This is a genomic window from Corynebacterium sp. HMSC074C11, from assembly GCF_001809455.1.
Taxonomy (GTDB): domain Bacteria; phylum Actinomycetota; class Actinomycetes; order Mycobacteriales; family Mycobacteriaceae; genus Corynebacterium; species Corynebacterium amycolatum.
This window is the reverse complement of sequence record NZ_KV797722.1, coordinates 37,577-50,667: the sequence shown is the minus strand read 5'-3', so window position 1 is coordinate 50,667 and position 13,091 is coordinate 37,577. Positions and strand designations below refer to the sequence as shown.

Annotated in this window: 13 protein-coding genes; 8 read left to right on the top strand and 5 right to left on the bottom strand. The window is 55.0% G+C overall.

The genetic code is table 11. The features are described 5' to 3' along the window. Positions 1 to 94 precede the first annotated feature (94 nt). A complete protein-coding gene (gene dnaA, locus HMPREF2614_RS01620; RefSeq protein WP_038627095.1) occupies positions 95 to 1,843 on the bottom strand; it encodes a chromosomal replication initiator protein DnaA in 1,749 nt (582 codons plus the stop codon). 694 nt (positions 1,844 to 2,537) lie between these two features. Here dnaA and rpmH point away from each other — a divergent pair. The 8 genes from rpmH (at position 2,538) to HMPREF2614_RS01585 (ending at position 9,059) form a co-directional block, all read left to right on the top strand. After that, complete coding sequence (gene rpmH / locus HMPREF2614_RS01615) at positions 2,538 to 2,675, top strand: 50S ribosomal protein L34 (RefSeq protein WP_005511646.1); 138 nt, start codon at positions 2,538 to 2,540, stop codon at positions 2,673 to 2,675. A gap of 20 nt (positions 2,676 to 2,695) precedes the next feature. Continuing rightward, positions 2,696 to 3,076 carry a ribonuclease P protein component gene (gene rnpA, locus HMPREF2614_RS01610; protein ID WP_038627093.1) on the top strand — a complete coding sequence of 127 codons (381 nt, stop codon included), beginning with the start codon at positions 2,696 to 2,698 and terminating at the stop codon, positions 3,074 to 3,076. Beyond that, on the top strand, positions 3,036 to 3,368 hold the full coding sequence (gene yidD, locus HMPREF2614_RS10795) for a membrane protein insertion efficiency factor YidD (protein ID WP_080972909.1): 333 nt from the start codon (positions 3,036 to 3,038) through the stop codon (positions 3,366 to 3,368). The genes rnpA and yidD overlap by 41 nt, the downstream gene beginning before the upstream one ends. 86 nt (positions 3,369 to 3,454) lie before the next feature. After that, positions 3,455 to 4,603 carry a membrane protein insertase YidC gene (gene yidC / locus HMPREF2614_RS01605; protein ID WP_038627091.1) on the top strand — a complete coding sequence of 383 codons (1,149 nt, stop codon included), beginning with the start codon at positions 3,455 to 3,457 and terminating at the stop codon, positions 4,601 to 4,603. A 320-nt stretch (positions 4,604 to 4,923) separates the two neighbouring features. Continuing rightward, the gene (gene rsmG, locus HMPREF2614_RS01600; protein WP_070560014.1) at positions 4,924 to 5,559 is read left to right on the top strand and encodes a 16S rRNA (guanine(527)-N(7))-methyltransferase RsmG; all 636 of its coding nucleotides are present in this window, start codon (positions 4,924 to 4,926) and stop codon (positions 5,557 to 5,559) included. Positions 5,560 to 5,838: 279 nt separating this feature from the next. Then, positions 5,839 to 6,795 carry a ParA family protein gene (locus HMPREF2614_RS01595; RefSeq protein WP_038627088.1) on the top strand — a complete coding sequence of 319 codons (957 nt, stop codon included), beginning with the start codon at positions 5,839 to 5,841 and terminating at the stop codon, positions 6,793 to 6,795. Positions 6,796 to 6,816: 21 nt separating this feature from the next. After that, a complete protein-coding gene (locus tag HMPREF2614_RS01590) occupies positions 6,817 to 8,094 on the top strand; it encodes a ParB/RepB/Spo0J family partition protein (RefSeq protein WP_070559927.1) in 1,278 nt (425 codons plus the stop codon). Positions 8,095 to 8,105: 11 nt separating this feature from the next. Further along, entirely contained in the window at positions 8,106 to 9,059 is a 954-nt protein-coding gene (locus HMPREF2614_RS01585) for a hypothetical protein (RefSeq protein ID WP_070559925.1), read from the top strand. A gap of 26 nt (positions 9,060 to 9,085) precedes the next feature. Here HMPREF2614_RS01585 and HMPREF2614_RS01580 read toward each other — a convergent pair whose 3' ends face one another. From HMPREF2614_RS01580 to HMPREF2614_RS01565, 4 genes are all read right to left on the bottom strand, one after another. Beyond that, complete coding sequence (locus HMPREF2614_RS01580) at positions 9,086 to 10,270, bottom strand: N-acetylmuramoyl-L-alanine amidase (RefSeq protein WP_038627083.1); 1,185 nt, start codon at positions 10,268 to 10,270, stop codon at positions 9,086 to 9,088. A 411-nt stretch (positions 10,271 to 10,681) separates the two neighbouring features. Further along, positions 10,682 to 11,002, bottom strand: a complete 321-nt coding sequence (gene trxA / locus HMPREF2614_RS01575; protein ID WP_070559923.1) for a thioredoxin — start codon at positions 11,000 to 11,002, stop codon at positions 10,682 to 10,684. A 393-nt stretch (positions 11,003 to 11,395) separates the two neighbouring features. Then, a complete protein-coding gene (trxB, locus tag HMPREF2614_RS01570) occupies positions 11,396 to 12,334 on the bottom strand; it encodes a thioredoxin-disulfide reductase (protein WP_005511625.1) in 939 nt (312 codons plus the stop codon). A gap of 168 nt (positions 12,335 to 12,502) precedes the next feature. Continuing rightward, a complete protein-coding gene (locus HMPREF2614_RS01565; protein WP_224786658.1) occupies positions 12,503 to 13,066 on the bottom strand; it encodes a sigma-70 family RNA polymerase sigma factor in 564 nt (187 codons plus the stop codon). Between the last annotated feature and the right edge of the window lie 25 nt (positions 13,067 to 13,091).

Sequence of the window (13,091 nt, the reverse complement as noted above, 5' to 3'; positions counted from 1 at the left end):
TCTTTCATCCACAAAATTTACGAGTTGTCCACAGCTCTGTGCACGGAAAAACCGCAGTTAATAACAAGAATTCCGCACGCCGAACCCAAGGTTTTTAAGCCGTTCCACGAGCTCGATCTCGAATGCGTGTGGTCAGGTCGTTGACCTGGTCCTTTGAGGGCTTCTTCTCCTGAATTTCCTTAACAATCTTGCGTTCAGCGTGCAAAACCGTCGAATGGTCACGATTTCCGAACTCCCGGCCAATCGACGGCAACGAAAGCTCGGTGAAGGACCTCGTCAGGTACATCGCAATCTGGCGTGCATGAGCGACCGGGCGAGTCTTACCCGGGCCCACTAAATCTGCAACCGTTAGGTCGAAGTACTCAGCCGTGGTGGAGATGATGATCTCCGGAGTAATCTGCACCTCGATTTCGTCGGCACCGAGGATCTCCTGTGCAAACTTCAAGGTCACAGGCTCATGAATCATGGATGCATGAGCGCTAATCTGCAGTAGACGCCCCTCGAGCTCACGAATAGAAGACGAGGTGTTCTCCGCGATGTACTGGAGTACATCATGCGGAACGACCAGATCAGATAGCTGTGCCTTCTTCGACAGAATTGCGATTCGCGTCTCCAAGTCCGGGTATTGCAGATCCGGATTGAGCCCCCACTGGAAGCGGGTACGAAGGCGATCCTCCAGAGTCTTAAGCTCCCGCGGTGGGCGGTCCGACGACAGCACAATCTGGTGATTGGACTGGTGCAGGGCATTGAACGTATGGAAGAACTCTTCCTGTGTACCTTCCTTGCCCTCCAAGAATTGGATGTCATCGATGATGAGCATGTCCAAATCGCGGTAGCGACGCTTGAAGGATTCTTGGGCGTCGTCACGCACGGAATTAATGAAGTCGTTGGTGAACTCTTCCGAGGAAACGTAACGAACCCGCAGGTTAGGGTACAAATGCTTGGCGTAGTGACCAATGCCGTGGAGCAGGTGCGTCTTGCCAAGACCCGAACCGCCGGAGATAAACAGCGGGTTGTAGGTGCGCCCCGGAGACTCCGCAACAGCGACGGCGGCTGCAGCGGCGAACTTATTCTGCGGACCAATAACGAAGGTCTCGAAGGTGTAGTTCGGGTTGAGGGTTGGCTCCTCGAAAGGCATGCTCATCTCGGTTGGAGTGCCGTGGCTCTCGGAGCGGAAAGGACTTGTGACCTGGCGCTGATCAGCAATAGTCATCGGATTCTCGGCAGATGAGTGCGAAAGCCCCTGCGCCATTGAATCCACGGCGTCCATCGATCGGTGCTGTGACTGGGCACTTTGCTGATTATGGACATTTGGCTGATGCGTCTGCGGCACTTGTGGCATCTGTGTCGATCCCTGGTGCTGCTCGTGGAGATTGAAGTCGTTCGTATCTGCACTGGGGAACGGGTAGTTACGGCCAGACTGCTGCTGGTGTTGCTGGTTTGGCTGTTGACGCTGAGCCTGCTGCGGACGCGAAGCTGCAGATGGGGTCTGTCTCGAGTGCTGTGCAGATGGTTGAGTGGCCTCTGCTGCCTGGCTATCTTCAGCGTCGTCAGCAGGATCAGCAACGGTGATGACCGTTTCCAACTCCTCGCCGGTCAGCGAAGCTAAGACGGCCTCGATAATGCCCTTGAGCTCTTCTTTTACCAGCGCCTGCACCACTGGCGATTGAGTGCTGAGCAGGAAAAAACCTGGAAAGTCACCAGTGTGCGTCACTGACCGCAGCAGTGCCTTGTGTGGCGAGCGTAGTGGTGCAATACCCAACTCCGGCGCACCTTCTGGTGAAGTCAGGATAGAAACGACCTGCTCCCAGAGTCCACCTGGCAATTCTGGTTGTTCGCTCACTGTGTGAATGTCCTTTTACATGTTTACGTTCATCAAATTTATCGAGGCGACCTGTTTTTGTGGAGTGTTTTCGGCATGGCGAGAGTGCCATATCTGCCCATTTGGGGGCTATTTCTTGTAATTCGCCCTGTGGGGTGTTTCTACACAAGGTGCTATACGCCCCGAGCAGGACTTCCACATGTTTGTCCACACCTGTGGATAAACATCGTCGCTAATTGACTAACAGTTTATCCACAGTTTGCCCACAATGAAAAATAGCCCCCTAGTCTGCGTTTACCTAGGTAAACACGTTATTTTCCCTGCTCGCTGTGATTCATGGTGTGGAAGTTATCCACAGCTGATTGGATAAACACCCTGTGGATTGCGGTGCATAGGTCAGTATTTCCACAGGTCAACATCGGTACCGTTGGAAAACTTGGAAAATGATTCTCCAGGTAAATCCGGCGTGTTGATTTGAATTTCTCGCTCGATTCGACGTAACCTATCTGGGTGTTTCATATCCATTGAGATATGAGTCCGAGCTCGTGCTTGGACCCGACAGAACGCTTGTAGCTTTCATTCTGTCGGTAAGTAATTTTTCCGTGCATCACGGGAATGCGTCAGACGCATCGCTGCCTCGCACTCAAAGCGAGAGGTTTACTGCGGTGTGTTCAGCGTGGACTCGTGGTCGTTTGAGTTTCAAGGAGTGTCAACCGTGTCGAAGCGGACGTTCCAGCCGAATAACCGCCGTCGTGCACGCGTGCACGGCTTCCGTACCCGTATGCGTACCCGTTCCGGTCGCGCTGTTGTGGCAGCACGCCGCAGCAAGGGCCGTGCCCGCCTGTCCGCTTAAGTAAGAGGACGCCGATTTCGGTGCTCCCTCAGAGCAATAAGCTGCGTTCTTCGCGTGACTTCACGGTCACCGTACGACGTGGACGCCGAATCGGACGCAAGACGTTGGTCTTGCATATTCGTGACACCGCCGCTTCTGGCGGTGGAGATAAGACCGATACGCAGATTGCCAGGTTTGGTGGTCCACGTGTCGGTCTTGTCGTATCTAAAGCTGTGGGCAACGCCGTGACTCGTCACGCTGTATCCCGCAAGCTCCGCCATGTTATGGCCGCGGCCGCGCAGGATCTCCCGTCCACTATGGACATTGTCGTTCGCGCGCTGCCCGCTTCTGCCACAGCCACCAGCCAGGAGCTGTCCCACGATGTGCAATCGGCACTCGCTACATACGAACGTCGGCGCTAATTCGCTTGACGACGGCCCCCTCGCCCAGGCCCCCGGTGCACGTGTGGCTGAGAGGGCGATTCTCTTCTACCGCCGTCGTATCTCTAATCTGAAGCCAACGAGCACATGTCGTTTTGAACCGACGTGCTCCGCATATGGTCTTGAGGCCGTGCGCCGCTTCGGAGCGATTCGTGGCCTGTGGCTGACTCTCCTGCGTATCTTCCGTTGCGCACCCTGGCATCCGGGCGGCTGGGATCCAGTTCCAGCTACATTCCCCGGCCTGGGTTCGTGGTTAAAGCGAATGCACAGGTAACCTCTAGTAATGCTTAGCCTTTGACCGGGCTTTGTAGACGAAGGCGCGAGTGCGCTGCCCCCTAAAGAACGGAGTGATCTTAGACCGTGCTCAATTTCGTGTATTGGCCGATTTCGGCCATCCTGTGGTTCTGGCATAAGGCCTCAGGTTTCCTATTCGATCCCTCCTCGGGTATCTCGTGGGTGCTGGCCATTATTTTGCTTGTGGTCACCATCCGTATCCTCCTGTTTAAGCCGATGCTGAACCAGCAGCGTTCTGCCATCAAGATGCAGCAGCTCGCTCCTGAGATGCAGGCGATCAAGGAGAAGTACAAGAATGATCAGCAGGCTCAGGCTCTTGCTATGCGCCAGCTACAGAAGGAAATGGGTGTCAACCCGCTCGGCGGCTGTCTGCCGATTCTGGTTCAGATGCCTGTGTTCATCGGTCTTTTCCACGTGCTGCGTTCGTTTAACCGAACGGGTACGTCGGGCAATGCGCTCGGCATGTCGGTGGGGCAGAACTGGAATACGCCTAACTACATCTTCGGTGTAGATGAGGTGCGGTCCTTCCTGCTGGCTCGTGTGCTCAATGCTCCACTGTCCAGTTCGGTTGGAATGGGTGAGGATCAATACGCAGCCTTTACCGTGCCTGGTACGCCTGCAGACTTCACCCGCATGGACATCATGATCGTTGCTATCCCGCTGATTGTTGTCGCGGCACTGGCAACGCACTTCAACGCTCGCATGTCTGTTGAGCGCACCCGTGCCCGCCAGGAAGCCGGCTTGGTGAAGCGCCAGGAAGGCCCTATGGGTCAGCAGATGGACATGATGAACAAGATGATGCTTTGGTTCTTCCCAATCATGATTCTTGTTACCGGTGCTTTCTGGCACATCGGTCTTCTTGTCTACATGGTGACTAACAACGTGTGGACCTACTTCCAGCAGCGCTACATCTTTGGCAAGCTGGATGAGGAAGAGAAGGAAGCTGTCGCAGCCAAGAAGGCTGCTAAGCGCGAGGCACAGGAGAAGCTCGCTCCGAAGGTTGGCCAGAAGCCAATCAACCCCAAGAAGGGTGGCAAGCGCCAGGCAGCGCAGAATGCGCAGCAGTTGCAGTCTGGTGAGGCTTCTACTGCGAACAAGGCTTCTAGCCACCTTCCAGATGGTAATTCGGCGAAGGGACAGCAGGGTCCGGCTTCCAAGCCGGCGCCGGGACAGAAGCCCGCGAATCGGAAGAAACGGAAGCGCAAAAAGAAATAGCTGAAGTAGCACCACGCTTCGTCTACATAAGTTAATTACTCAGAACGCCCCGCATCAAATGCGGGGCGTTTTTGTTTGCCTTAGTCCCCTCCCACGCAAACAACGTCGCTGTTATTACAGATCTGTAATTTTCTCTGGAGCCTCAAGTTTGGCATCCATCCCCAGTCAATGTTTCACGTGAAACATCGCTGTTGCACTGTCGTACACTAGGGGTGTTGAAAAGCTCGACGAGTGACGGCACAGCTGCCCCATTGGAAAGGTTAGAGGAACTGTTGAGTAACTCCGTGAAAGATGTCGATAAGCAAGAAGCCTCCGCAGTTTTGGTCGATGCAGATCTGCGTTCGGTGATAGATACCGTGTTTGGAGAGAATGTCGATCGGGCATACCGCTACCACTCATGGTTGGCCGAGGAGGCGACAGTCCGAGGTTTGATTGGACCACGTGAAGCTCCAAAGCTGTGGGATCGGCACATTATCAATTCTGTGGTAGTTGGAGAAGCGATAGGCAAAGGGCTTGTAGTTGCGGATATTGGTTCGGGGGCGGGCTTGCCCGGCATTCCACTTGCTCTAGCACGACCGGATTTGAAGGTCATGCTTGTGGAACCATTGCTGCGCCGCACAACCTTTTTGAACGAAGTTGTGGAAGATCTTGAGCTGGACAATGTAACGGTAGTTCGCGGGCGTGCTGAGGAGAAAGTGGTTCGCGCTGAGATTGGCCAAGTGGATGTCGTTACCTCCCGCGCTGTTGCCCCTCTGGGGAAGTTGGCGGGATGGTCGCTTCCTTTAGTTAAATCCGGGGGCGCGATGGTTGCACTGAAGGGTGGAACTGCCCAAGAGGAAATCGATCGGGATGCAAAACTTATTGCAAAGGCGAAGGGAATTAATCCTCGCGTCGTAGAGGTCGGCGGATCCGTGTTGGGAACCTCGACGTACGCCGTGATTATTCAGAAGAAGTAGGCTGTAAGCCCCACTTCCCCTACTCCACTGCGGATTCGTTTGTGTTTTGGTTTCGGCATTGAGGCGCGTAGTACCGTCGGGCTAGAGTGGGATAAGTATCGCGGTATGGCAAAGTCCTAGCGACCAAGGTGGATGTTTCACGTGAAACATTTCCACAATCGTCGGCGTCTAACGGTTGTTGGGGCTTGATGATTACGCTTTTGCAGATAGTTACTAAGTTTAAATTCGCACTCCAGTGGCCATGATTGGTGATTGCTGTGCTTGTAAGGGGAATAGTTAATGAGCCGGAAGTCCTGGCAAGACACACCCATCGCTGTGGCAGCTCAACGAGCGGCGCAAGTTAAGGCTCCGAACCGTTTATCGCTTCCACGCCCCGAGCGACCGCGTCGTATCACGATCGCCAACCAGAAGGGTGGCGTGGGCAAGACCACCTCGGCAGTCAACATCGCTTCGGCGCTCGCGCGGCATGGTCTCAAGGTTCTGGTCATCGATAATGACCCGCAGGGAAATGCTTCTACGGCCCTGGGCATTGAGCATGTTTCCGGGACTCCTTCGACGTATGAGCTTCTCATCGGCGAGCTACAGATTGACGATGTCATCCAGCGTTCCCCTGAATCTGAGAACCTCTATTGTGTGCCGGCGACATTGGACTTGGCGGGCTCCGAGATTGAGCTGGTCTCGCTCCTGAACCGTGAGCGCCGACTTCTCGATGCAGTTCCAGATCAGTACTTGATCGACAATGGCTTCGACTTTCTCATTATTGACTGCCCGCCTTCGCTTGGTCTGTTGACGCTGAATTCGATGACCGCCGCCAACGAGGTGTTGATACCGATTCAGTGTGAGTTTTACGCCTTGGAGGGTGTGACACAGCTGATGAATAACGTGCAGATGATTCGTCAGCATCTCAATCCGGAGCTGCATATTTCTGCTGTGCTGCTCACTATGTTCGATGGCCGCACCAAACTGTCAGAAGAAGTTGCCAATGAGGTACGTAACTACTTCGGCGAGGTTGTTCTACGTAATCTCATCCCTCGATCCGTGAAGGTATCGGAGGCGCCGGGATATTCGCAGACCGTAATTTCCTACGATCCAGGGTCTCGGGGCGCAGTTGCTTATCTTGATGCTGCAAAGGAATTGGCAACGCGTGGCGACTATTCAGCAGTTCCGGGGGGAAGTGCGATTGGGCAAAAGCCAGCTTCCTCCCCTACCCCGTCCAATTCCACTGAGCCAAATTAAAGCAACTAGGAGTAGTAACCCATGTCGAATCAAAAGAAGGAGAACCGCAAGGGAGGGCTCGGTCGCGGTATCGCCGCACTGATCCCAACTGCTCCGGCGGCTAACCCGTCGGTAGGTGAAAGTGCCGCGGATATTATTTTCGGTCCCCGCCGTACCCAGGGGGCGAAGCAGTATGGCAGTAGCGGAGTTGCCGACGTATTGGGCGCGGCCGCGACGGAATCCGGCACCTCGTTGCCTGAGAGGAAAAACGCCGGAAAATCCACAAAATCCGGGCAAAGCGAGCCGCATACTAATGAGGCGAATAAACGTCACAGTGACGATAACGCTATTGGTAAGTCTAGCAATGTTTCACGTGAAACAATGCCCTCGACGACGTCGGGAGTAGCGGACTACAGTGGCGCCGAGGCTGCTGATGTTGACACTACGGCCGCAAACGAGTTTGGCGCGACCTATCGCGAGGTCGATTTGAAGCTCATCACGCCGAACCCGAAGCAGCCACGAGAGGTCTTCGATGAAGAGCCCTTGAATGAGCTTGCTCACTCTATTCGTGAGTTCGGTCTATTGCAGCCGATTATCGTACGACCAATCTCAACGGATAATCGTGCGGCAGCGCTCGAGGCAGCGCGCAAGGAAGATCCGAATGCGCTGCAACCCGAGTTTGAAATCATCATGGGTGAACGTCGCTGGCGTGCTTCTCAGCGAGCTGGAATTGACACGATTCCCGCCATCGTTCGCGATACTCCAAACCAGGACATGCTCCGCGATGCCCTACTAGAGAACATCCATCGCGTGCAGCTGAACCCACTCGAAGAGGCCGCTGCGTACCAACAGCTGCTCGATGAGTTTGGTGTTACTCAGGCAGAGCTGGCGGATCGTATCGGTCGCTCGCGGCCCGTTATTACCAACATGATTCGACTCTTGCAGTTGCCGGTGGAGGTACAGCGACGAGTAGCGGTCGGTGTTCTGTCGGCTGGCCACGCACGTGCCTTGCTTGGGGTCAAGGCAGGTAAGGAGGAACAGCATCGCCTCGCCGAGCGAATTGTTGCTGAAGGACTATCTGTCCGTGCGACCGAAGAAGCAGTGACATTACTCAATGCAGGCGAGCGACCAAAGAAGCAGCACCGCGAGCCCACTCCGCAGCCGGAGGTACTCCACAATTGGGCTGATCGCCTGTCCAATTCTTTTGATACGAAGGTGACCGCCCAGATGGGCAAGCGTAAGGGCAAAATTGTCATCGAATTCGGCAACCTCGAGGACTTTGATCGCATCATGTCACTGATGCATCTCGACGAAGAGTAAACCCGGTTACTGTGACTGAAGTATTCATCGAGAAAATCTCGCTGGCCGACATCGATGGAATCTATCCGGAGACGATGTTAAGCCTGTTTTGGGAACAGGGCATGGAGCATATCCGTACTGCAACTGCCCTAGCCCACTTCTCGTCTGAGCCGCGCGAACCTAATTTGGACCCTCGCAAGCCAGAAGAGGATGAAGCCCTCAACGGCGATTTAAAGCATTCGGACAGCCAACCCTCTATTCGGCCAACCGGAGCTAGTGAGAGCCCCTTAAATAGCGTCCTAAGCTCTGATTTAGCCGCCCAGGTGCGCTTGGAGAAGGAAGCATGGCTCAATACCGTCTACCTTTCCTGGGGGCCGTGCGGATATTCGCTACGGCGAAAGCCACCGGCATCACGTATCGATGGGAAGCCTGAGACCGTCGGCACGCTCCTCTTTGCGCCCCCGCGCTTCTGCCCGACGACATTTTCCATGCCTTCCGGGCCAATATCGCCGGATGCGATAGCGCTGACGAGTCTGCATTACAACGCTTTAGAGGTCGATGATGACATGCTCCGCGTTCTCATTGTGACCGCTCTGCACAAGCTCGCGCTGCGCGGGATCTCAGCGGTAGAGGCGTTTGGTTGCAGTGGCACAGCGGATTCTATGTCGGGACCCACGCCGTCATCGCCAACGCCTGACGACGGCACGGAGAATCTAATCGCTGATTTCGAGGCGCAACTCGAAGAAAAGCTAAATCCAAAGCCGTGTATCTCAGATTCGTTGGCGGCGATTAACCATAACGCCGGTGATTTAATTCGTACGCGAACCCTTCTTGACTCCGGGTTTCGGGTGGTGACTCCACATCCGATTCATCCGAAACTCCGTATCGAGTTGGATGCGGAATTGGACTGGGATGAAGAAATCGGTCATGCGTTGGATCTAAGTGCGAAAGAACCCTTTATGCGCTCAAAGCTGTTCAGTCTCTAGCACCGGGTTACATAGGCCGGCCGTGTTTAGGCTTTTTCCTCTTCAATCAGCTGAGCAAAGCTGTAAGCGCCGGTCATTGGTTGCTCCTCTTCATCGCCCAGGTACAGACGCTTTACAGCGACAACGATAGATTCGGCAATTACGTCCCGCTGATCTGGGGAAGAAAGAATTGCCACGTCATCCTCATTGGTCAGGTAACCAACGGCGACTTCCACCGTGGGCATCCTGGTCAGACGGAGGAGATCCCAAGTACGGGCGTGCGAGCGGCAGTCCACCAGGCTCGTACGGGCAACAATTTCCCGCTGAATAAGGCCAGAGAGCTGTTCGCCCAGAATGGAGTTGGAGCCCTTCATCGAGCCGAAGTAAAAGGTCGCAATACCGCTGGCGCGGTTGTTGTGATAGTGATCAGCCTGCAGGGAGATGAAGATGTCAGCGCCAAATGCGTTGGCCATCTCAGCTCGATCTTCGATAGATGGGTTGTCGGTACGAGGACGAGACAGAATAGTCTCTGCACCCGCCGCGACAAGACGACCTTCGATGCGAGAGGCCAAATCCCAAAGAATTTCCTCTTCAGAAATCTGACCGTAGGGGCCGTCGACCACGACGCCGGGCTCCCCTGCCCCAAGGCCTGGATCAATGACAATGCGCTTGCCTGAGAGCTTAGGCCCCATCGTGCGCAGGATTTCCTTCTCGTGGAAAGCGTTTACCGAGCCACCAGTAACCCTTCTACCCAAGTAGCTGAGCGCTCGGAGAGTAACGGGGCCACAGATACCGTCGGGCTCCAACCCGTAATTGAGCTGGTATTCACGCACAGATGCATCGGTCTTCGGGCCGAAGTGGCCGTCTACTCGGGCATCGTGGAAACCGAGCTCCTGCAAGGTAGCTTGGAGGACGCCCACGTCCTCACCGGTCATTTGTGACAGTGGATCGTAGGACAGTACGCGGGTGCCCAGAGTGTACGAAGCTTCTCGCAGTAGGCGCAGGGTGCTGTCGCGGATGATGCCGTCGGCATAGACACCGCGGGACTGTTGGAACGCCAGGAGAGCGTTGCGCATATCCTCATCAAACAGGTCGTCGTCACCAGACCACTGAGGCGAGTTCTCCTCTGCAGCTGAGCCCTCCCAGTTGGGCAGAAGCCCAAGACGAGCCAGGGTAGAACGTACCTCGGCAACACGAGGTGACCTATCGCCCACCTTCAGAAACTCTGGCACGAAAACTCCCTTCCGAACTCCACAATTATGTTCAGGCCGTTGTGGGGTCCTCACAACACTTAATCAGTATTACTGGCCAGTGAGCTAAACGAAACTTCAGTTAGGAAACTCCGCGCACTCTCAGAGGATATGGTCAGCAATACCTCTTAAGTTGGCGGCAACCTGGTTCCTTCACGGTATTAAGGAAGACGTAAACCGCCATTTCCAGCAAGATTACCAGGTCGCAGGCGCGAATTGATTGTTACGAGGGCGCGTCGGCAAGCCCGACGACAAAACCCCAGAACTAACTCTAAATCACAACCATAACTTCAGTCACATCTTAATGGGGCGTGTCCAAGGAAGGTGGGAGAAGTGAAGTGACGGGTGAGCAGTTGCGACCTCGTATCGGATAAGGAGCAACCCCTGGTTTTTTTAAAGGTGCTTCTCGATGAGCACCGTGATTTCGCCCTTCGGGCGGACTCCGCGAATCTCTTCGACCTTCTTGCCGTCCTTGAATAGGAGCAGGCTTGGGATGGACATAATCTGGAACATGCCAGCCAGTGCACGCTCCTCATCGACGTTGACCTTGGCGATGACGGCCTTGCCATCGAGCTCGGTCGCAACCTCGTCGAGAACGGGAGCAATCTTCTTACACGGGCCACACCACTCTGCCCAGAAATCTACAAGTACCGGCTTATCGGATTCGAGGACATCGGACTTAAAGGTATTGGCGGTGACAGTTACCGGAGCCATGAAATTCTTCTCCTTAGAATGAGCTCGTTTGAGTTCTTAGTGGTTTTGATTCGTGCTCTTGATTCTAATTTTTCAACCTAGTTTCTTCAGTCTCGCGTACGGATTTGGCGCTAAAGGCGTCAAAAATTAGGGCTTCCGGTGGCGCGAGTGAAGTACTAAATTGTTAATTAATGGTGTTCTTGGGAACGCTGCGAGCGCTCGAGGGGTGCGGGGCGGATCGGGCTATAACACGTCCCGCTGCGCCCTCATTGAGCGACAGCTAACAACAATTGGGCTGACTGACTATCGGGTACTCCCAATAGTTGGATGTCTGCAATCGTTGGCGTTATCCAACAATTGCACCGCCCCAACTAATAGCTGTTTATCCAGCTAGCGAGGCTACCCTGCTTTCAGCTACCGAGCAACAGTTTCCAAGTAGTGCTCAGCATCCAGCGCGGCCTTGCAGCCAGAGCCGGCGGCGGTAATTGCCTGCTGGTAATGCGAGTCAACAACGTCGCCCGCTGCAAAGACACCCTTGAGGGAGGTCTGGGTGCTCGGAGCGGCTACCTGAATGTAGCCATTCTCGTCGCAGTCCAGCTGATTGCGAACCATCTGCGAACGTGGCTCGTGGCCAATTGCTACGAACATGGCAGTCACATCGAGGACGGATTTCTCGCCAGTGACGGTGTCTTCCAGCTCGAGACCGGTAACTGAACCCTTGTCCTCACCAAGAACCTGGGACACAACCTTGTTCGTCGCAAAGCGAATCTTGTCATTGTTCTGGGCGCGCTCAACCATAATCTTTGACGCGCGGAACTCGTCGCGGCGATGGACAATCGTCACCGAGCGGGCGAACTTGGTAAGGAAGGTTGCCTCTTCCATCGCGGAGTCACCGCCACCGATGACGGCGATATCGTGGTCGCGGAAGAAGAAACCATCACAGGTGGCACAGGCGCTGACACCGTGGCCCAGCAGTGCCTGCTCGCCCGGAGCGCCGACATAACGCGGAGCGGCACCGGTTGCCAAGATGACAGCGTGAGCCTTGTGCTCTTCTTCGCCAACCCAAACAGACTTGATGTCGCCGGTGAGATCCATGCGATCAACAATCTCCATGCGCAGGTCAGCGCCGAAGCGTTCAGCCTGTGCGCGCATCTGATCCATTAGCTCTGGCCCCATGATGCCCTCGGAGAAACCTGGGTAGTTCTCCACGTCGGTAGTCGTCATAAGCAGACCGCCAAACTCGATGCCCTCGAACACCACAGGCTTCAGGTCGGCGCGGGCTGCGTAGGTGGCAGCCGTGTAGCCGGCGGGACCGGAACCGACAATGATCAGGTCGTGAACGATATCGCTCATGAAGACTCCTATAATTTTTATCTCTCACATCACATGGCGCACAGTGATGCTCAGTAGTAAGCAAATTTTTCAGCTCCGGGAAAGAAATTACCGGAAACAGCTACCTCAACCAACGTGAGGTTAGCCATCTCTATTCCCCTCCCCTGCTTCTCCCCTGCTTCGCAGTTGTTAGGCCACCTGCACTTCTTCCAACTGTCGCCGAAGCGCACGACGCGCCCGCGCTCGTCGAGACTTCAACGTTCCGCTCGGTTGCCCAATACTGCGAGAGGTCTCTTGCAGCGAATACCCAAAGATGTCCAAGTACAACAGGGCATCCCGCTGATCCGTTGGTAACTGCTCCAATGCGGCGACCATAGTCACTCGTAGCGGAACATCCGGGCAGGGAATCGGCTGTGAACTCAGAAGCGTCTCAAAATCTTCGTCCTTATCGCACAGAGAGATCTCCCCGAAACGACCGCGGATGTGGTCAATACACGCATTCTTCACGATGCACGTCAGCCACGTCGCCACCGTAGAACGCCCGCGAAAACTCGCCGCCCCCGCAATTGCCCGCGCCAACCCCTCCTGTACCCCATCCAAGGGATCGAAATCATCCCGACGATATCGCCGCGCCATAGCTACCAACTGTGGGTAATAACGCTGTGCCAACACCGCGAACGCGCGACGATCCCCCGCCAGGTGCGCCTTTAATAACTCACGATCAACCTCGTCCGCAGATGCATGCTTTCGCATACCGACGACGCCATAGTCCCCCAGT

Excerpts from the sequence above, each read along its gene's own strand:
- HMPREF2614_RS01595 (WP_038627088.1), top strand. The coding sequence starts at position 5,839 with ATGAGCCGGAAGTCCTGGCAAGACACACCCATCGCTGTGGCAGCTCAA.
- yidD (WP_080972909.1), top strand. The coding sequence starts at position 3,036 with ATGTGCAATCGGCACTCGCTACATACGAACGTCGGCGCTAATTCGCTT.
- trxB (WP_005511625.1), bottom strand. The coding sequence starts at position 12,334 with ATGAGCGATATCGTTCACGACCTGATCATTGTCGGTTCCGGTCCCGCC.
- trxA (WP_070559923.1), bottom strand. The coding sequence starts at position 11,002 with ATGGCTCCGGTAACTGTCACCGCCAATACCTTTAAGTCCGATGTCCTC.
- HMPREF2614_RS01590 (WP_070559927.1), top strand. The coding sequence starts at position 6,817 with ATGTCGAATCAAAAGAAGGAGAACCGCAAGGGAGGGCTCGGTCGCGGT.
- HMPREF2614_RS01565 (WP_224786658.1), bottom strand. The coding sequence starts at position 13,066 with ATGCGAAAGCATGCATCTGCGGACGAGGTTGATCGTGAGTTATTAAAG.